This window comes from Streptomyces sp. NPDC030165, assembly GCF_055573595.1.
The window spans coordinates 12,563-32,398 of record NZ_JBVIBD010000027.1 but is presented as its reverse complement, the minus strand read 5'-3'; the positions used below and the strand labels follow the sequence as shown (position 1 = coordinate 32,398).

Genomic DNA, 19,836 nt, shown 5'->3' with positions numbered 1-19,836 from the left:
TCTGTGGGTGGCGGCCTTTGAGCATGAGTCTGTTGAAGCGACCGGGTTTCCTTTCAGGCCAGTGCCGCTTTGGGAGCCTGCTTACCGGGTCGTCAGGCGGTGACGCCGGGCTGGGTCGGAGTCAGGTAGTGCGCGGTGGTCTGTTCGGCGTGCGGGGCGAGCAGGTCCTGGAGTTCGTGCGCGGCGGTCTTGAGGAGGTGGCCGTCGCGGGTGGCGTGGAGGGTTTCCAGGAAGAAGGCGACGTGAGTGGAGTGCTCGGTGACGCGGGTGCGGTGGGCGTCACGGTGGTTCCAGTGGCGTGTGAGGACACCGGTGGTGTCCACGTAGATGATCTCGCCGGGCTTGGGGTGCTCGATGGTGTCGGGTTCGCCGAGGGGGGTGAAGGACTCGGTGCCGTCCGCGTGGCGGATCGCGACGTCGCCGGTGACGTGGTCCAGGTCGAAGGCCCCGGCGGGGAGGCCGTGCCGGACGGAGACCGCGTTGTAGGAGTCGACGGCCGGGTTGATGCGCGGCAGGTTGCCCTTCTTGGCCATACGGCGGCCGAGCGCGTCGACGCTGGGACGGATGCGGCGGGGATTGGTGCCGAAAGAGCGGTAGGCGGTGTGCCACGCCTCGATGCGGGGGTCGGACTCGTCGGCGGGCTGCCAGGTGCCGTCGGCGAGTTGCTGCTCCAGGTTGTCCAGGGCGTTGGTGGCGGCGGGCCAGGGTTCGTTGCCGCGCAGTCCGGTGGCGGTGATCAGGGCGATGAGGGCGTCGGGGAAAGCGTCGGCGACGGCGGGGCTGATGCGGAAGATCATGGGTGGGGCTTCGTTCCTCGGTGGGTACGGGTGGGTGGGGTCTGGGCAAGGCTTTCAGGGGCGCTGCTGTTGGGTGGAGATGGTGGCGTTGCTGCTGTGCGGTGGGGGTGTGTCGAGGGTGCAGCGAGGGTGTGGCGAGGTACCGGTTGCGGGCGGTGAGGCGGTCGGCGTTGTCGGAATGCTGGATGCAGCATGCTGTGAGGCGGGCTCGTGGTCGTCGTTTCGGTCTTGGTTCTCGCGTCGGTCACGTACCGGCTCAGGCCGCGTTTGCGGGGCAGCCTCCGCCCGTACGGGAGTGGGCGGCTGCGGTGGGGGCGCCTTGGGTGGGTTGGCGGCGGCCATGGCGCGCTACGGGCCGGGAGGTGCTTCGTCCGGGATGGGCCGGTGCCGAGAGGCCGATGTACGTACGGGGCCCCGCGTCGGGCGGTGGCGTGGCGGGACGGGCCTCATGTGAGAGCGAGGAGGCTGACGGCGACGGCGGCGGCGCCCAGGCCGACGAGCTGGCCGCGGTGGATGCGTTCGGCGAGCACTCCGCGGGCGAGGAGGACCGTGCCCGCCGGGTAGAGGGCGGTGATCACGGCGACGACGGTCAGGTCTCCGCTGCGGGAGGCGAGCAGGAACAGCAGGTTCGCCAGGGAATCCAGCACGCCGGCTGTGGCCGACAGCGCGTAGGCGGGCTTCTCGGGGCCGAGCCTGCGGCGCATCAGCCCGGCCGCGGCCAGGGTGACGGCCGAGGAGACCGTCCGGCCGATGATCAGCGGAGCCACCCCGCTGTCGGACGGCGCCTGATGCAAGAAGACGAGCTGGAGGGCGATGGCGGCGCCCGCACCGAGGGCCAGCAGCAGCGCCGTACGGGAAGGGCGCGCCGCCCCGGCTCCGTGCCCGGCGCTGACCAGCACGACCGCCACCAGAGCGAGGGGCAGGCCGATCAGCCCGGCAGCGGCCAGGTGCTCGCCCTGCAGCAGGCCCACGCCGACGGGCAGCGCGGCGGAGACCAGCGCGGTCACGGGCGAGAGCACGTTCATCGGGCCGATCGCCAGGGTTTTGTAGAGCAGCGCGAACGCGGCGGCCGAGGCCACCCCGGAAGCGGTCCCCCAGCCCAGGGCCGCGGCGCTGAACGAGGCACCGAGCACCGGCCACAGCAGCAGTTCGACCGCGAGACTGGCCGGAGCCGCGATCATCACGGTACGCAGCACGTGCGCCTTCCGGGCGCCGAGGCCTCCGAGGAAGTCGGCGCATCCGTAGGCGAGGGAGCTTCCGAGGGCCAGCAGTAGAGCGATCACAGCGCAATCCCTTACGATTCAGCGGAACGACCAAACCGTACATCAAAACGACCGAGCGATGTCAACCAAACGACCGCACGGTGCATTCGATTGGTTCAGCTGTGGAAGGTGATCAGATGGCCGAGACGGCCGCAGCCCTGCGGGCCCTCGCGCAGAACGTCAAGGCGGCCCGGGCCCGCGCAGGCCTGTCCCTGGACGAACTGAGCCGGCGCGCCCAGGTCAGCAAGGGAGCGCTGGTGGGGCTGGAGAAGGCCCAGGGCAATCCCAACTTCTCGACCCTGGTCAGGCTGGCCGACACCCTCGGCGTTTCGGTGTCCGCCCTGATGGAGGGGGCACCCGAAGGCCGCGTCCGCGTCGTGGATGCCGCTGCCGTGACACCGCTGTGGGCCGGAGAACGGGGCGGAGAGGCCCGGCTCATGCTCACGACCTCGGGCCCGGCCCCGGCCGAGATCTGGCGCTGGCGGCTGGAACCGGGCGAGGAATACCCCAGCCACCCTCACCAGGCCGGCGTCGTGGAAACCGTCAGCGTCACCTCCGGCCGCATGACCCTGATCGTCGACGGCTCCGAGCACGCTGTCGAAGCCGGCCAGACAGCGACCTTCGACGGCGACAAGTCCCATACCTACCGCGGCGCGGGTGACGAAACCTGCCATCTGATCATGACGGTTCACTTGCCGGCGGGTCCGGTGCAGGCGGCTCCGGCTTCTCCGGCCTGACCTGCGTGTGCATGGATGCGATGCGAGTATCGGGGCGGCGTAGGCGCGAAGGGTCCGGAGGCGTTCGCTCTCGTGCTTGCCATGCGTCGCGGACGGGGCGCCTACGTTCTTGCTTCCCGTCGCGGGGATCTCTGAGCCGCCCGGACACCGTAGACGCCAGGTATCCGCGGACGCCAGGTGTTCAGAGCCGAGCGGCGCGCATGGAGGGCGCCGCTCGGCCGGGACTGGTTGCTACTGGTTCGGATGCGGAGTCGTTCAGCAGTGCGGCCTGGAGTCAGCCGCGAAGTCCTTGAACGCGGCCTTGGTCTTCGCTCCGGCGATGCCGTCGATGTTGCCCGTGTAGCCGTGGTACTGCTTCAAGTTGCGCTGCAGTGCCTTGATGGTGTTCGTACCGACGATGCCGTCGATGTTGCCGTTGTAACCCCAGTGCGTCGTGAGGAAGCGTTGCATGGCCTTCCAGCTGTTGGTGCCCAGCTTCCCGTCGAGGGCGCCGTTGTAGCCGTAGTACTTCTTGATCCAGCACTGGACCCACGTGGCCTCGCTGGAGTTCAGGCCGAGGTTGTTCACGGCGAGCGGGGCGATGTCGGCGGCGCTGACCGTGGCCTGCGCGGGGCGGGCGGCCTGCGCGGACGCGGACGTGGCGCCCGCCAGGCCGCCGGCGGCGATACCGGCGGCTGCGGCGAGGCTGACGACCGTTCTCGTCAGGGTGCTTGATCGCATGTATTCCCCCCTGTTTTTGGGCTGTCGGGTCGATTCTGGGGTGCTTGGGCGGATTCGGGAAGAGCGTGTATTTGTGCGATGCACGGGGCGCCGCGCTGGACGGGTGGCGGCCGGGGCTCCCCCGCGCGAGGGTGCTTTCGGGTACTCGCGCGGCTGGCAGTGAAGACGGTCAGGACGATGGGGGCGGAGACGGGGAATCAGGGCCTGGTAGGCGGTGTTGCCGGTGGCCCCGCACAAGGCGACAGCCGGCAGGTCACGGTGCCGCGGCAGCCGCACCCTCGTGGGCGCGACCACCAGCGTCAGTGCCATGGACGCGATCACGGTCCGCAGGAAGGACAGCGCCGCCACCCCGGTCGGCAAGGTAACCGCTGTGCTCGTCGAGGACTTGACAATGCCGTAGGAAGCGAGGGCCTCGTCCGGTCCGGCCGCTCGGTGGGGCGTGCTGAAGCCGGCGAAGCCGAATCAGAAGACGGAGCCGATGTCCTCCTCCTCGAAGACGGTCATGAGGTCGTCGAGGTAGCGGACCTGTTCGCCTTCATCACGCACCAGGCCTGGCTTGAGGGTGACGCCGTCGGCCTCCTTCGCCATGTACCAGCCGGCGCCGCCGTGGTCTCCCGCTCCCCGGTAGGTGCAGCAGCCGGTCTCCATGGCGTCGCCGGCTGCGGGGCCGCTCGTACGGATCACCAGGTCACAGGAACCTCGGCCGGCATGATGGCCATCCGGTTCGGTTGCCAGGGGACCTCGGCCGGGGGTACGGCCAGACGGATGCCGGGCAGGCGGTCGAGCAGGACGCGGAAAGCGATGTCGGACTGGCGCCGGACCAGGTGGGCGCCGGGGCAGTGGTGGCGGCCGTAGCCGAAGCGCAGGTGGGGATTGGGGGTGCGGGTGGCGGTGAAGGACTTGGGGTCCGGGAAGGCGGCCGGGTCGAAGTTGACCGCGTCCAGGGAAAGCAGGATCATTTCGCCCTCCTTCACCTGCGCCGGTCCGAGGTCCGCGTCCTTGGTGACGAAGCGGGGGATCGCGTTGCCCAGGACGACGCTGCACCGCAGGAGTTCTTCCACGCACTGCGGCATCATCTCCGGCCGGGCCCGCACCGCGCTCATCATCTCGGGGCGCTGGAGCAGGTTGAACGCCGCGACGCCCAGGAAGCTCGCGAAATCCTCGTAACCGCTGACGAACAGGACGGCCAGGATGTTCGACAGCTGCCGCCACGTCAGTCCTTCGCGGGCGGCGTTGAGGTCGGCGAGGCGGTCCGCGAGGCCGCGTGGCCGGCCGGGGTGGCGGCCGGCCATGTGCGCGTCCATGTACGCGCGGATCTCCTCCCAGTTGCGGGCGAGTTCCTCGGGGGTCGGAGTGACCATGGTCAGGTCCAGGTCGGCGCGTACGGCGAGCCAGTCGCGGTCCGCGAAGGGCAGGCCGAGCAGCCGGCACATGCACTGGGCGGCGACCCACTCCGCGAAATGGCGTTGCAGGTCGCCGGGGCTGCCTTCGCGGATCATGGTGTCCAGGCCCTCACCGGTGATGGCCGCGACCCAGTCGGCGGGCAGTTCGGGCTGGTCGCGGCCCAGGGCCTGGAGCACTTCGTCGCGCAGTCCGGCCTGCTGGAGGTGGTTCATGGCGTCGAGCAGTTCGGGCGCCAGGATGGGGGTGTCCTGGGCGGGGCTGTCCGCCTCGGCCAGGACGGAGCGGGCGAACGAGCGGTCGCGCAGGATGTCGCGGGCCAGCTCGTAGCCGGTCACCAGCCAGGCCTGTTCACCTGAGTTGGTACTGACCCGGGTCACCGGGCAGCGGCCGCGCAGCTCGTCGAGTTCGGGGGCGAGCCGGTCGCCCCGGGTGCTGAAGGGGTAGTGCGGGAGGGCCTCGTCGTGCGCGTCCGGGCCGGGCGTGGTCGCTTGTGGTGTGGTCACGTGGGGTGGGCCCCTTTCTGGTTGTGGGAGGCGGCTGTCTGTTTGCTGGACGCGGCTACGAGGGGGAGCCCGTGTGGGGTGCCCGGTCGTCAGTGTTCTCGGGGCTCTCGGGCGGTACGAGATCTCACCAGCGCACGGGTAGCCGGGCCGGTGCGCGCAGTGGGGTGGATTCGTCCCAGTCGATGCTCTCCGCCGGAACGGCCAGTTCGATGCAGGGAAGGCGTTCCAGCAGCACCTGGATCGCGATGGCCAGCTGCATACGGGTGAGGTGCCCGCCGGTGCACGCGTGGGGGCCGTGACCGAAGGCGACGTGCGCGTTGGGGGTCCGGGTCAGATCGAGGCGGTCGGGTTCGGTGAACGCCTCCGGGTCGCGGTTCGCGGACGCCGGTACGGGTACGACCGCGTCGCCGGCTCGGATGTGCTGTCCGCGCAGGGTGAGGTCCTCGGTCGCCACGAGGATGTTGATGGCGTTCATCAGCGGAACGTGGCGCAGCAGTTCCTCCACCGCGGTGCCGATCCGCTCCGGTGCCTCGCGCAGCTGCCGCAGCTGCTCGGGGTGGGTGAGCAGCGTGAGCAGGGCGTTGCCGGTGTGCTGGATGTTGGTCTTGTAGCCCGCCATGAGCATGGTCACGACGAAGCTGACGACGTCGTCCCGGGTGATCTCGCTGTCGGGCCGGCGGGCCCGGGCCAGCAGGAGCCGGATGTAGTCCTCGCCGTCGCCGTCCCGCTCCTTGCGGGTGATGAGGTCGCCGGCGTAGTCCTGCAGGGCGTACAGGGCCGCGAGCACCTCCTGCATCGTCAGTCCGGACGCGCCCAGGAGGGCGAGGGTGTGCGGCAGGTAGATCTCGCGGTCCTCGTACGGCAGGCCGACCGTCTCGCACAGCACCCGCAGGGGCAGTGGGTCGGCGTACGAGGCGATGAGGTCCGCGGTGCCGCCGTCCGCCCCGGCCACCATCGCGTCGACGAGTTCACCGGCCATCGCACGGATCCGGGGCTCCATGAACGCCAGCTGCCGCCGGCCGAACATGGGCAGGACGGTACGCCGTACGCGTTCGTGGTGCGCGCCGGTCATCTCCAGGAAGGTCGGCAGGCACGGCGGCGGGGCGTCGTCCCCCTCGCGGGGCGGCCAGGCCGACAGCAGCGGCCGTACGAGCCGGGGGTCGGCGAACGCGGCGCGCACGTCCTCGTAGCGGCTCAACAGCCAGCCCGTCTCGCCGTTGGGCAGCCGGGCCTTGACGACGGGCGCTTCGGTACGCAGGCGGGCGTAGGCGCACGGCGGTCCGGCGGTGCCGGGGTCGACCTCCGGGACCGGGACGAGGGTGTCGGGGGCGAAGGGAACGGGGGTGGTGCCTGCGAGGTCATCGGTTGCGATGCCCCCGGCTTCGGGGACAGGGGCTTCAGGGGCCAAGGCTTCGGGCCGGCTCATCGGGTCTGTTCCCTTCCTGTCATGGCGGTACTCCGGGTGCCGTGACGCGGCACGGAGGCGGGCCCTGGTGCGGTCACGGCTCCCGGTGCCGGACGCGCCAGGTACCCGGAATCGAAGAAGTACTCCAGGTAACGGTCCAGCAGGGCGGAGTCGACCGGTGGGCAGTGCAGTCCGCTGCCGGCCAGCGCCTCCTCGGCGTTGCGCCGCCCCAGGACGGGGAAGGTGCCCTTGAGGTACATCTCCTTGACGGACATGTCGGCGGCGCGGCTGCGGTCCACGCACAGGGACACGAACGGCGCCGTGGCGCTCGTCGGGTTCTCGGCGACGTGGCGGACCAGTTCGCCGACCCATGCGTCGTACGGCAGGGTGCGCAGGGTGAAGCCCGCCGCGCGCATCCGGTCCAGGACGTCCGACAGCATCGCGGGGCGCGGGTTGGTCAGATGGTAGACGCGGCCGTCGGCCGGGCGGTGGGTGGCGATGTGGACCAGGGACTCGGCGAGGTGGTCGACGGGGACGAAGTCCATCGGCAGCTCGATGTCGGGGGCCAGGCCCGTGTCGGCGATCATCTTGAACAGCGAGCAGATGGCCGTCTCGGTGTTGCACACGCCGTGCGCCCGGTCGCCCGTGACCTCGTACGGCCGGTACACGGCCACCGGCAGGCCCTGTTCGGCCGCCCGCCGCAGCACTCCTTCGGCGACCCACTTGCTCTCCGCGTACCCCATGGTCAGCCCGTCGGCGTGGGCCGGCGGCAGGTCCTCGTCCACCTCGCGTACCCCGGCGGTGCCGAATCCGGCGACGACGGCGACGGTCGACACGAAGTGCACCGGCACCCGACGGGGCGCGGCGATCCGGACGACCTCGCGGGTTCCGTCGACGTTCGCCGGGCGCAGCTGCTGGTAGGGGTAGAGGAAGTTGACCCGGGCCCCGTTGTGCACGATCAGATCCAGGCAGCGGGCCAGTGCCTCGGCGTGTTCGGCGGCCAGTCCCAGCCGTGGCTGGGTCAGGTCTCCGGGGAAGCACTCCACGCGCTGCCAGTCGGTCTCGTCGAGGCGCAGCCCGTAGCGGGTGAGCGCGGTACGGACCCGCTGCTGGGCGTGCGTGGGGCTCGTGGCCCGTACGGGGCAGTGGACGCGGGCGGCCGTCGCGTGCAGCAGCCGGTGCAGCAGGAACGCGCCGACGAATCCGGAAGCGCCCGTGAGCAGGATGTCCTTCGCATCGTGCGGGCGCGGTGCCGGGCCTTCGGCGGGCGGGAGGGTGAAGCCGAGTTCGGTTTCCCCGGCGAAGTCGACGGCCGGTTCCGCCGCGCCCGCCGGTCCGCCGACGCCGCCGCGGGCTTCCCGTACGGCGGCGGTGAAGCTTTCGAGTGTGGGCGCGGCCAGCAGGGCCCTGATGAGGGCGGAGCCCAGGGCGGCGTCGAGGCCGAGGACGGCGAGGGTGCGGGTGACGGCCTCCGAGGCGAGCAGGGAGTCTCCGCCGAGGAGGAAGAAGTCGTCCTGCGGGACGGGCCGGACGCGCAGCACCTGCTGCCACACTTCCGTGAGGAGGCCGAGCAGGCCGTCGCCGGATGACTCCGGTTCGTACGGACGGTGCGCGGCCGCGCTGGTGCTTCCGGGGCGGGGTACCGGAACGGTCGGCTGCGCGGGGGTGCGGCTGCCGGCGCCGGGGAGTGGTACGGCCGACTCCCCCGGGCCGGGGGAAGCCGCGGCGGACTTCAGGCGGGTACGGTCGATCTTGCCGCCGCTGGTCACCGGGAAACGGTCCAGGGGCACCAGCGCCGGAACGGCCTGCGGTGGCAGCCACTCGGCGCAGTACGCACGCAGAGCGGGCAGCGGTATCCGGCGGCCGGGGGCGGTGGCCGTCACGTAGGCGGTCAGGGAGTTCGCGTCGACCTCGACGGCCGCTTCGCCGACCTCGGGGTGGGCTCGTAACCGGGTCTCCACCTCGTCCAGCTCGATGCGTACGCCGCGCAGCTTGACCTGGCGGTCGAGCCGACCGCGGTACTCCAGCAGCCCGTCGGCGTGCCGTACGACCCGGTCACCGGTCCGGTAGAGCAGTCCACCCGGCTCCACAGCGGGCAGTGCCACGAACCGTTCGGCCGTCAGCTGCGGGTCGCCGAGGTAGCCCAGCGCCAGCCCGTCCCCGCCGACGTACAGCTCCCCTTCCTCGCCAGGCTGCGCGCGCGTTCCGTCAGGCCGCAGCACGTGGCAGGTGGAGGCGCCGAAGGGGCGGCCCAGGGGGACGTGCGCGGCGGTTTCGGGGAGGGGGCGAAGGACGTGGGCGGTGGAAACCACGGCGTTCTCGGTCGGCCCGTAGAAGTTGACCACCGTGGTGCCGGGGCAGGCCGCGAGGACGGCGTTCGCGAGGCGCGGGTCCATCGCCTCCCCGCCGGCGGAGACGAAGCGCAGCGGGGCCAGTGCCTCGGGGCGCGTCCGGGCGACGAGGTGGAAGACGCTCGTCGTCAAGTACGCCACGGTGACGCCGGCCTCGTGGCACAGCCGCTCCAGGGCGGCGGGCGAGAGCAGTTCCTCCCGGTCGGCGATGACCAGGCAGGCACCGGTCAGCAGCGCGCCCCAGATCTCGATCGTCGAGGCGTCGGAGGACAGGCCGTAGGCGTGCAGCACGCCGTCACCCGGCGCGGGCGGGGCGAGGCCGGGGTCGGACAGGACGAGGCGGACCACGCCGCGGTGGGACAGCGCCACCGGCTTGGGGCGGCCGGTCGTACCGGAGGTGAAGGCCACGTAGGCGCAGTCGGCGGCGGATCCGGCGGGGGCGGTATCGCTGCGGGCGGATACGGCACGGGGGGCGGCGGGCCGGTCGAGGGAGCCGACCTCGACCGATACGCGCAGACCGCGCACCCGGCGCGTACTGCCCGGCAAGGTGACCGCGGCACCGAGCCCCGCGTCCTCGGCCATGGCCCGTAACCGGGCCGGCGGCAGGTCCCCGTCGAGCGGTACGTACGCGCAGCCGGCCTTGAGGATGCCCAGCAGAGCCACCAGTGCCTCCAGCGAGCGGCTGCCGCACACGCCGACCAGGTCACCTGGCCGGACCCCGTGGGCGGTCAGCCGAGCGGCCAACGCATTGGCATGTGCGTCGAGTTGCCCGTACGTCACGGTGCGCCGCCCGTGCCGGGCCGCCAAGGCGTGCGGCAGCGCCGCCGCCTGTGCCTCGAACAGCTCCGGGATGCGGCTGTCCCGGGGGTAGTCGGGCACGGGCGTGCCGGTGGCCTGGGCCCGGGGCCGGGGTAACGGGCGTGAGGAAACGTACGTGTGGGTCATCAGGTCTCTCTCGCTCCAACGGCTTTCGTGAGGTGCTGCGATACGCGGTCGGGCGCGCTCAGTTCGCGCCGGCGCCGTCGCCGTCGTTCCCTTCGGCGAAGTCGGCGGCGAAGGCGGCGAAGTCGGCGCTGCGCCAGCGCTGCGGACGCATACGGAAGGCGATGTCGTCGTCGAGCTGTCCGGAGGTCGCCGCCAGATAGCCGCGGGCCTCCTCGGCTTCCAGGTAGCGGTGGGCCAGGGCCTCGCGCAGGGCCGGATCCACCGGGTCGTCGATCGCCGTGACGGGCCCTTCGACGCTGACGTACCGGTAGGGCCGCCCCTCGTCCTGCACACAGAGGCTGAACCGCCCGGCACCGCGCAGGAGCCGGCCCTTGACGGTCTGGCGGCCCGTCTGGACGACGACCTCGCCTCCGGGCTCGTAGCCGTACCAGACCGGCACGATCAGGGGCGCCCGGTCGCCGTCTCTGGTGTCCGTCATGCCCAGGACGCCCACGCGCGGTTCGGCGAGGAAGCGTTCACGGTCGGTGCGCGACATGGCGGGAAGCATGGGGGCTCCTGTCTCGGAACTGCGGCTGAAGTGGTGGTGTTGCGGTGCGGCCACCGCGACAACAATCTTGAGAGCGAGGAGATCACTCCCCTGCCGGATGCATGCCAAACACACCCTTTAGGCGGTTTTAAGCCCCTTCTGTGGGGTGTGGCGGAGCCGTTCCGAAGGACCTCTCTTCGCCGGATGTCGCGGGCTCCCCCGCGGCTTGCGGACCTGGCGACGAACGGCGGGAAGCCGCCGGGCGGCGGCATGCAGGCGCTTCGCAGGGCCCCAGCGCGGCACGGCTTCCGCCTGCCTCACCCTCAAGAAGCCGACCGAAAGGTGCGCGCGGGGGCGCAGCCTGCCGCCGCGGACACGCGGCGGGATTTTTTCGCCTGCATGTACGGCGCGGATCCGCGCGGGCCCGGACGGCGGGCAGGCCGGCGGCACGCGCAGAGGTGTGCGGCGCCGGGCGCGGTGCCGCGTTTTTGCAGCGGGCTCGGAGCAGCCGATCCTGCCCACGTGGATACGGAATCGTCGGCCGCCCCGCCGGTCCCCGCCCCCGGGAACCGGCCGTGCGGAAGCCCGCGACTCACGTGAACAGCGAAGCGCCGAGCAGGGGAACGCCGCCCCACCATCCGGCGACCCTTCAGCGATGGGCCGTCACAACTGGTCGCCCCGGAAGCGTGGAGGGCCGGATTCAACCCCGGATCCGTACGGTGGTGACCGCGCTCACGGCTTGCCGCCCCTCACCGCCATAGCCCGCCTCCCCCCACGCCCCTTGGGGGCTCCCGCCAACTCCCATCAAGGCGTTGACCTCCCACCTCCTCATGGTTATAACTTATAACTGCAGCACGACCTTCTATCCGATCGCGGAGCGCCCAGTACACCGGCGGCGCCCTGCTCTCCACCGGAACAGGGGACCCTCATGTCCAGCCCGTTCGAGCCCGCCGCGTCCCCCTGCCGCTGACCGTCTCCGCCGACCCGTACCGCCCGCCCGACAAGGGGAACACCATGTCCGCCACCCGCATCACCAGCCTCCGCGCCGCCCTGTTCGCCGTCCCGCTCGCCCTCGGACTCCTCGGGACCGCTGCCGTACCCGCCGGGGCCACCGGCCCGCACCACCCCGACAAGTCGCCGACCTGCCGCGGGAAGGGCGTCGACCCCGACGCGCGCGTTCGCCACAGGACCGGGACCGTGATTCACGCGCCGCTGCGCACCATCTGGCAGTTGCAGACCGACGTGGAGCGCTGGCCGTCCTGGCAGAAGCCCGTCACGACCTCGGAACGCCTCGACCACGGACCGCTTCGCAAGGGGTCGGCGTTCCGGTGGACGACTCCGATACCCCCCAACCCCGCGACTCCCGCCACCACCCTGGACATCACCTCGACCGTCCAGCAGCTCAAGCGCGGTTCCTGCATCCGCTGGACCGGCCCGGCGGTCGCCGAAGGGCTGCGGATCGACGGCGTCCACGTATGGAACTTCACCAAGGTCCGAGGCGGTGTCCGGGTGAACACCGAGGAGACGCACACCGGTGACCAGGTCGAGGCGGACGTCCCACCGCGGCCAAGATCCTCCGCGACGGCCTCGAAGGCTGGCTGCGCGACCTGAAGGCCGCCGCCGAGGCCCGCGCCCACCACCGGACGCGCTGAACCACGTCACGCCCTGGCACACCAGTGGGCCGGCAGCTCGTCACCCGGCACGTCGCGCCGCCGCCCATGACCGGCGAGCCCGTCAGCCGACGTACGACTCCAGGCCGCCGCGACGCCGGATGTCGAGGGTCGCACAGTGGAACGAGCCGCCGAACGGTGCGTAGTGGAGCAGGTCGCACGGGACGGGCTCGAAGCCCCACTTCTCGAGGGCACGCAGCATCTCGGTGTGGTGGCGTTCCGCGATCACCCGCTTCTCGTCGAGCATGAGGACGTTCATGCTGAGCCACTTGCCGCACATCGAGGTGAGCTTGAGCAGGCGTCCGTCGAGCGGGGTGGGCTCCGGGGCGACCAGGACGTCCCACGAGGAGAGGACGTCGGGGAGGCGGTCGACGTCGATGTACTCGGGGTTGACCAGTACCTTGCCGGGGGCGAGCAGGACGAAGGTGGTGTCGATGTGCATCGGCGTGCGGCAGCGGCTCTCGATCTCGTGGATGCGGTAGCCGGGTCCGAGGTGCCGGCGCAGCCAGTCGATGCCCATCCGGTTGGTGACATTGCTCCGTGTGACGAACAGATCGCGTCCGGCGCGGACAAAATCCGCCGCGTCGAACACCGGCTCGAACTCGGTGAGGATGTAGCGCATCGGCTCACCGGCCCGGGGGACGCGGAATTCCGCGTCGAACAATTCGTCGGTGAGCTGCGGTCTGGGTGCTGCCGTCCAGCGTGCGCCGCGCCGGAAGTAGTCCTTGAGGACCGTACGGTAGGAGTGGGTCTCGAAGTACCGGCACGGCCAGGCCATCGGGGTCTCGATGATCTCGTCACCGACCACGAGCAGACTGTCGCGCGGGCAGGTGTTGCAGAAGCCGCGTGACGTCCAGTCGGGGGTGCCGAAGCGCTGCCGGTGGTCGACCGCGTCCGGGCGTCTGACGGTGACGTCGAAGGACTCCAGGAGAGCGACGAACCCGTCGAGTTCGTGCTGTGCCCGTTCGACCAGCGCGCGCGGGTACTTGTGACCGGCGGCGAGCCCTTGCAGCCGCGCCGACCACGGCGGGATGTTGCACGAGACGACCGGGTGGCTGGAGGGGATCGTCGCGCCGTCGAGGCGCCCTACGACGATCTCTTCCAGCGGGTCCCACTCGTTGTGGGAGTTGACCGGCGAAACGGGGGGCTGCCGGCCGTCGGCAGGCGTGGCCGAGGGCGCCGTCATCTCGCGTGGTCCACGGCGCGTGCGCGGGCGTCGGTGTCTGCCGACGTCAGGATGCCGGGCCGCCTCCGCACCACCGTCATGCTCAACCGCCTTCGATCGTGACCGTCAGGTACTCCCCAGTGAACGTGTGGGACAGGTTCGCGTCAACGAGCAGGGCCGCTTGCCCGGCTCCTGGTGGGGGCGAATGCGTCAGGGCGGGTCGCGGACCGGCCACCGCACGCGATCGGCGGGCGGGTGCGGGGCGGCGCGCCGGGCCTTCTCAGGCGTTGGGTTTCGGGACCGGGAGCTGGGCCCAGACCGTCTTGCCCGTGTGGTCCGGGTGGGTCCAGCCCCAGGACTCGCTGAGCCGGTCGACGATCCACAGGCCCCGCCCGCCCTCCGCGAACGGGTCCGGGGCCGCGAGGACGGGGACGGTGCGACTGGAGTCGGACACGGCGCACAGGACGCCGGAGTCCTGGTGGGCCAGGGCCAGCCAGGCCGCGCGCACCCTGTCCCGCCGCCACTCCGCGGCGTCCGCGTCCCTGGGGGTGGCGTGACGCAGGGCGTTGCCGGCCAGCTCCGAGACCACCTGGACCGCGTCGGGGACGACCGACGCGTCGATGCCCCACCCTTCGAGGGTGGTGGCGGTGAAGCGACGGGCTTCCGCGACGGCGCCGTAGGCGCCGCTGAGCGCGCATACGGCGAAGGCGTTCAGGCCGGTCGCCGGCTCTTCCTCACCCGCTTCCTCGTGGAGGACGTCGCGCACGGTCGGTGCCGGATGTGTAGTCATCACGATCTCCGCCATGGGGCTTTTCGGGGGCTGGGCCGTGCAGTTCGGGAGGGCTAATATCCTCGTCGGCCGCCTTCCGCTGCAAGTACATCTGCAATTGCATCGGTAAGAACGGCCGCGCGGGGCCCGTTTCACGCCACCGTACGTACGGGTCCGTACCGGGCGGAGCCAGATCCTCCAGTAAGGAGAACGTCAGATGCAGTCATTGCCCAACGGCATATGCGCCAGTGCCATCGAAGGTGCGGAGTGGCGCAAGAGCTCCCGCAGCAATCCCAACGGGAACTGCGTTGAGCTGGCCGGTCTCGCCGACGGCGGGGTGGCGGTGCGCAACTCCCGGCACGCGGGAGGGCCGGCATTGGTCTACACCCGCGATGAGATCGCGGCCTTCGTCCAGGGAGCCAAGGACGGGGACTTCGACGACCTGGCCGGGCTCGGCTGACGCATATGTCGACCGGATAGTCACCACCGCTGTACGAACAGTTGAGGCGATGGGACACTGAGTGTTCATCCGACCAACAGGGGAGTCACCATGGTCGCCGCGCAGCCGGGGCGCATCCCGCCCCCGCGCCGTCACATCGAACACCCCCGGGGCGGCCCGACAGTCCTGCGGATCATCCTGGGAACGCAGTTGCGCCGGCTGCGTGAGTCGGCAGGCGTCACCCGTGAGGCGGCCGGACACGCCATCCGTGGCTCACACGCCAAGATCAGCCGCCTGGAACTGGGCCGCGTCGGCTGCAAGGAACGCGACGTGGCCGACCTGCTGACGCTCTACAAGGTCACGGACGAGCAGGAGCGCGCCGAGTTCCTGACGCTGGCCCGCGGGACCAGCACACCCGGATGGTGGCATCAGTACAACGACGTACTGCCCGGCTGGTTCGAGACCCTCATCGGCCTGGAGGAGGCCGCCTCCGTCATCCGTACCTACGAGGTGCAGTTCGTGCCGGGCTTGTTGCAGACGGCGGACTACGCCCACGCGGTGTGCCGGCTCGGAAACCCGCAAGCGTCCAGGAAGGAGGTCGGACGCCGGGTGGAACTGCGCCTGCAACGGCAGGCGTTGCTCACCGCGCCAGGCGCGCCCCGGCTCTGGGCGGTGCTCGACGAGGCGTCCCTGCGGCGGCCGCTCGGCGGCCCCGACGTCATGGCGGGCCAGCTGCGGCACCTGCTGGACATGACACAACTGCCCAACGTCACCGTGCAGATCGCCCCGTTCCACCTGGGCGGGCACGCGGCGGCGGGCGGCCCGATCACCATCATGCGCTTCCTGGAGCCTGACCTGCCCGACATCGTCTACCTGGAGCAGCTGACCAGCGCCCTCTACCTGGACAAGCGCGACGACGTCGACCACTACCTCGCCGTGATGGACCGGCTCAGCGCCCAGGCCGAGTCGCCCCGCGGCACCCAGGCCATCCTGAAGGAGCTGGTCAGGGGCACGGAGAAGGGCTGAGCAAGCCGGGGCGCGCCGCATCCGCGCCTCCCGGGGGAGGCTCCGTTCCGGACGGAGACGGCCCCGGACAGAGGCTATGGCGGACGTCCCCGGACATGGACGTCGGCGCCGGGGGTCTGGGGTTCCCGGAAAAAAAGACGCCGCCACCCCCCCCCCCCTACCCCCCCCCCCCCCCCCCCCCCCCCCCCCCCCCCCCCCCCCCCCCCCCCCCCCGGCGCCGTAGCCGCTACCGCTTGCGGGCGACCCCGCCGTACTCGATCCACTCCAGGGTGCGCTGCTTCGGCCCGATGTCCGCGTCCGGCTTCCAGGTCGACACCTCCACCAGGCCCGGTTCGAGGATCTCCAGGCCGTCCAGGAAGGAGGCGAGCTCGGCGGCCGTGCGCACCCGGCCCCACTGTCCCTGGGTGCTGACCCGCATGAACTCGGTGACGAAGTCGCGGGTCTCCTGGTCCTCGCTGACGAGCTGGCACACGACCAGGAAGCTGCCGGGGACCAGACGTTCCGCGACCCTCCTGATCAGGCCCGCGGGGTCGTCGGCGTCCGGGATGCAGTGCAGGACGGACACGAACAGCGCGGCCACCGGCCGGTCGAAGTCGATCAGCCGCTCCACCTCGGGGTGGCTCAGGATGCCTTCGGTGTCGCGCATGTCGGCCTGGATGACCGCGGTGTTCTCGTTCTCTTCCAGCAGCGCGCGCCCGTGGGCCAGCACGATGGGGTCGTTGTCGACGTAGACCACCCGTGATTCCGGGGCGACCCGCTGGGCGACCTGGTGGACGTTGTCCTGGGTCGGCAGGCCGGAACCGTGGTCGATGAACTGCCGTACGCCCTGCTCCTGTGCCAGCCAGCGGACCACCCGTTGCAGGAACCGGCGGTTGTTGACCGCCAGGACCCGGGTGCTGGGCACGACCTTGTCCAGTTCCTCGCAGGCCGCACGGTCGACGGCGTAGTTGTCCTTGCCGCCGAGGTAATAGTCGTACATCCGCGCCACACTCGGAACACTGACGTCGACGGTGCCGCTCTGTGGTCGCGCGTCCTGGCTCATTCCCTGCTCTCCCGTCGCTCGGGCACCCCGCTGAGGCACCACGACCGGCCGCCTCACGGGATGTGACCGTGCCGGTGCGGCGTCCAACATACCCAGCTCCGGGCGGGTGTTGCAGGCCCGTGCATGGAGCCCGTCCTGTCCCGGGCGGTCATGCCGGGGAAACGGCCGGAGGGGTTGGCCAGGGCCTGATGGTCCCTGCATCGCGTCCCGAGCGGTCCGCGGGCCGTACGGATCCGGCCAGTCCGGCTCCGGGCGCGGTCACGGCTCAAGCGAGGGGAGCCCGCAGCTTGCGGATCTCCGGGCGCATGCCGACGGCCTCGGCCACGCGCTGTTCGCCCCCGGCCCGCAGTCGATAGGTGGCTCCGGGAGCCGGGGCGGGTGGTTTTCCGCTGCGGGCCGCGCGGAGTGCGGGGACGGGGCCGGGCCTTGCCCTGTTCGCCGGCTCCCACCGGTAGGCGGGTCCCGCGGTACGGCGTGTATCCGGCCGGGGCGTGCGGTTCCGGCCAGGGTGCCCCGACTCCCTGCGCGCAGAGCCCGCGTTCGCCCGTTCAGTGCGTCAGCAACCCCAGCGCCCGCTCTAGTTGACAAGCGCCCCACATATTGGCGTACGACCACGCATTCGTGGTACAGGAGGGTGCCTCCCCGGCCCGGCCATCTCCCGGGCCGTACCGACGGCGAAAACCGGCCATCAGTGTTCGGTCGGCACGGCCGAGAGCCATCCACCCGAGATCGGTGCCGTGATGCGCCCGGGGCCGCCCACCTGGCACCCCCGCTCCCTCACCTGCCGCCGCTGTCACACTCATTGACGGCTTGGTCCAGACCTTTTAGCGTGCGACTGCCATCCGGCTCCCGGCGGCGCCGGATCCTCCACCTGGCGCGCGGCCGGGATTGCGCACCTCGGTTCTCACACCCTGTACCACCCACCCTCCCAGGGGTGCCCATGAAAGACCGGCGCGGATTCCGCAGCGGAGCCGCGGCCCTGCTCACCACGCTGACCCTGTCCGCGGCCGCCGTGCCGACCGGCCCGGCCGCCCCCGCCCGGGCGGTGGGAACCCTCACCGCGGCCTTCTCCGCCCAGACAACGGCTCCTGATGGAGAGGCAGTTACGTGACCCACAACGGCGGATCCGCCGCCGTCACCGGCTGGACCCTGGAGTTCGGCCTGCCGGCCGGTGTCACTCTCAGCAGGCACCACAACGGCGACGCCACCGTCGACAGCCGCCATGTGACGGTCAAGAACGCCCACTACAACGCGACCGTTCCGGTGCTTCAGATGACGGGCGGCCGCTCGTGTCAGCGGGTCCGGTTGCTTCGGTCGGCGGACCCTGCGGGTAGGCGGTCAACGGTGTCGGCCAGGGCGCGGATTTCGGTGGTGATCCTCTGCCACGCGGGTTCGGGAAGTTCGTGTCCGACTTCAGGCAGGAGGACCAGGCGCGAGCCGGGGACGCGGGAGGCGATCACTTTTGCCGCCCTGGGCTTGATGAGCGGGTCGTCTTCCCCGTGGAGTACGAGGGTGGGCCGGGTGATGGCGCCGATCTGCCGGCCGTGCCACTGCGCGCCGATCTGACGGCTCTGCGCCTGCTGGTCCTGCACGCCGCTGTCGAGGTTGCGCGCGGCGGCTTCCCGGGCCGCGTGCTCGTCGAAGGGGCGCTTCGGCGAGGCCAGGAGGCGGCTGACGGCGGCGCCGGCCGCGATGTTTCCCCCGGGGGTGTCGGGGAACTTCAGGCCGGCGAACTTCGCCAGGGTCCGCAGCCGGACGTACTGCATGGCCCGCGGGCCCGCGGCGTCTCCGGGGACCGCGGCCATGGTCGTGAGGGTCCGGACGCGGTCCGGGTGCCGTAGCGCGACGCGTTGTGCGACGGCCCCGCCGAGCGAGACACCCAGCAGATGCGCCGAAGACCACCCGAGAGCGTCCATCACCGCGGCGGCGTCGTCCGCCATGTCCTCGGCGGTGTACGCGTCCCCGCGCTTTTTGAACAGCGCGGAGATGGGATTGCGGGTGGCGGTGGGCGGCAGGTGGGTCGACTCCCCGCCGTCGCGCTGGTCGTAACGGGCAACCGCGAAACCGTTCGCCGCCAGCATCCGGCACAGCCCGTCCGGGAACCATTTGCGGTTCGCGCCCAGCCCTATGGCCAGCAGAAGGGGTTCACCGTCCATCTGCTCGGTCCACCGGTCGAAAGCAAGCCGGACCGCACCGTTCCCGGCCCAGCGGACCGGGCTCCACGGGCTGGCCGATGACGAGGACATGAGGACCTCCCATAACTGCGATCAGTGTTCGCAATTTAGTATAGGGCAGCAGTACGACGAACACGAGGCCGGACAGCAAGAGAGGTGCCCGACTTGGCGCAGGAACACGGGACGGTCTGGGCGCGCCCCGAACGCGGCACCCGCGGCCCCACGGCCGTACACAGCCGCGTGGAGCTGACCGCTGTCGCCATCGACCTGGCGGACCGGAGCGGCTTGGCAGCGGTGTCCACGCGCCAGGTGGCCAGGGCGCTGGGCACCGGCCAGGCGTCCCTCTACCGCTACATCTCCAGCCGCGACGACCTGCTGGACCTGATGACGGATGCGGTGGCGGGAGAGGTCGACCTCGACGTCCCGCTGGGCGGCGATCCCGTCGAGGACCTGGTCGCCCTCGCGTCCCGGACCAAGGCGGTCCACCTGCGGCACCCCTGGCTGCCCGACGTTCCACCGGAGCCCCTTCGGCTGGGCCCTCGGGGCCTGGACTACCTGGAATACGCGCTGCACGCGATGGCACCCGTACCCCTGCCGGGACGGACCAAGACGGAGATCGTCGGCCTGCTGAACGCCCTTGTCGCCCAGTTCGCCCGGACGGAACTCCAGCTGAGCCGCGGACCCGCGGACCGCCGGACGGCGCAGACCGCCTATCTGAGCGAAGCAGTCGCCCAGGGAAAGCATCCACATGTCGCGGCGGCCCTGGCCCCTCCCACCGAAGCGGATCCGGCACAGGATCCACAGACGCTGTTCGAGCGGGCGATGCACCGGGTACTCAGCGGCCTCATCGCGTCCGACCCTTCCCGATGAGCGCTTCACCCGGCGCGGCCCGCGGGCTGAG

Annotated in this window: 17 protein-coding genes and 2 pseudogenes; 7 read left to right on the top strand and 12 right to left on the bottom strand. The window is 71.3% G+C overall.

The features are described 5' to 3' along the window. Positions 1 to 92: 92 nt before the first annotated feature. The gene (locus ACZ4Z1_RS35595) at positions 93 to 797 is read right to left on the bottom strand and encodes a B3/B4 domain-containing protein (RefSeq protein ID WP_468490809.1); all 705 of its coding nucleotides are present in this window, start codon (positions 795 to 797) and stop codon (positions 93 to 95) included. 446 nt (positions 798 to 1,243) lie between these two features. Beyond that, positions 1,244 to 2,080, bottom strand: coding sequence for an EamA family transporter (locus tag ACZ4Z1_RS35590; protein ID WP_468490808.1), 837 nt, complete (start codon positions 2,078 to 2,080; stop codon positions 1,244 to 1,246). Positions 2,081 to 2,196: 116 nt separating this feature from the next. Between ACZ4Z1_RS35590 and ACZ4Z1_RS35585 the strand changes: the two genes are divergently transcribed. Further along, positions 2,197 to 2,796 (top strand): helix-turn-helix domain-containing protein, encoded by a 600-nt coding sequence (locus ACZ4Z1_RS35585; RefSeq protein ID WP_468490807.1) that lies wholly within the window; start codon positions 2,197 to 2,199, stop codon positions 2,794 to 2,796. Between the two features lie 255 nt (positions 2,797 to 3,051). Here ACZ4Z1_RS35585 and ACZ4Z1_RS35580 read toward each other — a convergent pair whose 3' ends face one another. The 6 genes from ACZ4Z1_RS35580 to ACZ4Z1_RS35555 all read right to left on the bottom strand — a co-directional run bounded on the left by ACZ4Z1_RS35580 (position 3,052) and on the right by ACZ4Z1_RS35555 (position 10,659). Beyond that, positions 3,052 to 3,516 carry a peptidoglycan-binding domain-containing protein gene (locus ACZ4Z1_RS35580; RefSeq protein WP_468490806.1) on the bottom strand — a complete coding sequence of 155 codons (465 nt, stop codon included), beginning with the start codon at positions 3,514 to 3,516 and terminating at the stop codon, positions 3,052 to 3,054. A gap of 462 nt (positions 3,517 to 3,978) precedes the next feature. Then, a complete protein-coding gene (locus ACZ4Z1_RS35575; RefSeq protein ID WP_468490805.1) occupies positions 3,979 to 4,200 on the bottom strand; it encodes a hypothetical protein in 222 nt (73 codons plus the stop codon). Further along, positions 4,197 to 5,423, bottom strand: coding sequence for a cytochrome P450 (locus ACZ4Z1_RS35570; protein ID WP_468490804.1), 1,227 nt, complete (start codon positions 5,421 to 5,423; stop codon positions 4,197 to 4,199). The genes ACZ4Z1_RS35575 and ACZ4Z1_RS35570 overlap by 4 nt, the downstream gene beginning before the upstream one ends. 124 nt (positions 5,424 to 5,547) lie before the next feature. Next, positions 5,548 to 6,849: a cytochrome P450 family protein gene (locus tag ACZ4Z1_RS35565; protein ID WP_468490803.1), complete on the bottom strand. Its 1,302-nt coding sequence runs from the start codon at positions 6,847 to 6,849 to the stop codon at positions 5,548 to 5,550. Beyond that, positions 6,846 to 10,058 carry an amino acid adenylation domain-containing protein gene (locus ACZ4Z1_RS35560; RefSeq protein WP_468490802.1) on the bottom strand — a complete coding sequence of 1,071 codons (3,213 nt, stop codon included), beginning with the start codon at positions 10,056 to 10,058 and terminating at the stop codon, positions 6,846 to 6,848. Before ACZ4Z1_RS35560 ends, ACZ4Z1_RS35565 begins: the two co-directional genes overlap by 4 nt. Before the next feature lie 124 nt (positions 10,059 to 10,182). Next, positions 10,183 to 10,659: a pyridoxamine 5'-phosphate oxidase family protein gene (locus tag ACZ4Z1_RS35555; RefSeq protein WP_468490801.1), complete on the bottom strand. Its 477-nt coding sequence runs from the start codon at positions 10,657 to 10,659 to the stop codon at positions 10,183 to 10,185. 1,005 nt (positions 10,660 to 11,664) lie between these two features. On the opposite strand from ACZ4Z1_RS35555, the pseudogene ACZ4Z1_RS35550 reads away from it, so the two are divergent. Further along, positions 11,665 to 12,302: pseudogene (locus ACZ4Z1_RS35550) on the top strand (SRPBCC family protein). An 82-nt stretch (positions 12,303 to 12,384) separates the two neighbouring features. Here ACZ4Z1_RS35550 and ACZ4Z1_RS35545 read toward each other — a convergent pair. Together ACZ4Z1_RS35545 and ACZ4Z1_RS35540 are read right to left on the bottom strand one after the other, a co-directional pair. Next, complete coding sequence (locus ACZ4Z1_RS35545) at positions 12,385 to 13,506, bottom strand: amidinotransferase (RefSeq protein ID WP_468490800.1); 1,122 nt, start codon at positions 13,504 to 13,506, stop codon at positions 12,385 to 12,387. Between the two features lie 259 nt (positions 13,507 to 13,765). Beyond that, positions 13,766 to 14,275, bottom strand: a complete 510-nt coding sequence (locus ACZ4Z1_RS35540) for an ATP-binding protein (RefSeq protein ID WP_468490799.1) — start codon at positions 14,273 to 14,275, stop codon at positions 13,766 to 13,768. 196 nt (positions 14,276 to 14,471) lie between these two features. On the opposite strand from ACZ4Z1_RS35540, the gene ACZ4Z1_RS35535 reads away from it, so the two are divergent. After that, entirely contained in the window at positions 14,472 to 14,714 is a 243-nt protein-coding gene (locus ACZ4Z1_RS35535) for a DUF397 domain-containing protein (protein ID WP_468490798.1), read from the top strand. A gap of 90 nt (positions 14,715 to 14,804) precedes the next feature. Then, positions 14,805 to 15,719, top strand: a complete 915-nt coding sequence (locus ACZ4Z1_RS35530; RefSeq protein WP_468490797.1) for a helix-turn-helix domain-containing protein — start codon at positions 14,805 to 14,807, stop codon at positions 15,717 to 15,719. 226 nt (positions 15,720 to 15,945) lie between these two features. Here the strand turns inward: ACZ4Z1_RS35530 and ACZ4Z1_RS35525 are convergent, their stop codons facing one another. Next, positions 15,946 to 16,761, bottom strand: coding sequence for an SAM-dependent methyltransferase (locus ACZ4Z1_RS35525; RefSeq protein ID WP_468490796.1), 816 nt, complete (start codon positions 16,759 to 16,761; stop codon positions 15,946 to 15,948). A gap of 940 nt (positions 16,762 to 17,701) precedes the next feature. Between ACZ4Z1_RS35525 and ACZ4Z1_RS35520 the strand changes: the two genes are divergently transcribed. Then, entirely contained in the window at positions 17,702 to 17,872 is a 171-nt protein-coding gene (locus tag ACZ4Z1_RS35520; RefSeq protein WP_468490795.1) for a hypothetical protein, read from the top strand. Beyond that, positions 17,869 to 17,967, top strand: a pseudogene (locus ACZ4Z1_RS35515) (hypothetical protein); the annotation flags it as partial. The gene ACZ4Z1_RS35520 and the pseudogene ACZ4Z1_RS35515, both read left to right, overlap by 4 nt. 86 nt (positions 17,968 to 18,053) lie before the next feature. Here ACZ4Z1_RS35515 and ACZ4Z1_RS35510 read toward each other — a convergent pair. After that, positions 18,054 to 19,007, bottom strand: a complete 954-nt coding sequence (locus tag ACZ4Z1_RS35510; protein ID WP_468490794.1) for an alpha/beta fold hydrolase — start codon at positions 19,005 to 19,007, stop codon at positions 18,054 to 18,056. A 93-nt stretch (positions 19,008 to 19,100) separates the two neighbouring features. Here ACZ4Z1_RS35510 and ACZ4Z1_RS35505 point away from each other — a divergent pair, with 93 nt between their 5' ends. Further along, positions 19,101 to 19,805, top strand: a complete 705-nt coding sequence (locus ACZ4Z1_RS35505) for a TetR/AcrR family transcriptional regulator (RefSeq protein ID WP_468490793.1) — start codon at positions 19,101 to 19,103, stop codon at positions 19,803 to 19,805. The last annotated feature ends 31 nt before the right edge of the window (positions 19,806 to 19,836 follow it).

Bases quoted from the DNA above. Each gene is read 5' to 3' on its own strand.
- ACZ4Z1_RS35595 (WP_468490809.1), bottom strand. From the start codon at position 797: ATGATCTTCCGCATCAGCCCCGCCGTCGCCGACGCTTTCCCCGACGCC.
- ACZ4Z1_RS35555 (WP_468490801.1), bottom strand. From the start codon at position 10,659: ATGTCGCGCACCGACCGTGAACGCTTCCTCGCCGAACCGCGCGTGGGC.
- ACZ4Z1_RS35530 (WP_468490797.1), top strand. From the start codon at position 14,805: ATGGTCGCCGCGCAGCCGGGGCGCATCCCGCCCCCGCGCCGTCACATC.
- ACZ4Z1_RS35580 (WP_468490806.1), bottom strand. From the start codon at position 3,516: ATGCGATCAAGCACCCTGACGAGAACGGTCGTCAGCCTCGCCGCAGCC.
- ACZ4Z1_RS35565 (WP_468490803.1), bottom strand. From the start codon at position 6,849: ATGAGCCGGCCCGAAGCCTTGGCCCCTGAAGCCCCTGTCCCCGAAGCC.
- ACZ4Z1_RS35520 (WP_468490795.1), top strand. From the start codon at position 17,702: ATGAAAGACCGGCGCGGATTCCGCAGCGGAGCCGCGGCCCTGCTCACC.
- ACZ4Z1_RS35585 (WP_468490807.1), top strand. From the start codon at position 2,197: ATGGCCGAGACGGCCGCAGCCCTGCGGGCCCTCGCGCAGAACGTCAAG.
- ACZ4Z1_RS35545 (WP_468490800.1), bottom strand. From the start codon at position 13,506: ATGACGGCGCCCTCGGCCACGCCTGCCGACGGCCGGCAGCCCCCCGTT.
- ACZ4Z1_RS35540 (WP_468490799.1), bottom strand. From the start codon at position 14,275: ATGACTACACATCCGGCACCGACCGTGCGCGACGTCCTCCACGAGGAA.
- ACZ4Z1_RS35535 (WP_468490798.1), top strand. From the start codon at position 14,472: ATGCAGTCATTGCCCAACGGCATATGCGCCAGTGCCATCGAAGGTGCG.
- ACZ4Z1_RS35525 (WP_468490796.1), bottom strand. From the start codon at position 16,761: ATGAGCCAGGACGCGCGACCACAGAGCGGCACCGTCGACGTCAGTGTT.
- ACZ4Z1_RS35510 (WP_468490794.1), bottom strand. From the start codon at position 19,007: ATGTCCTCGTCATCGGCCAGCCCGTGGAGCCCGGTCCGCTGGGCCGGG.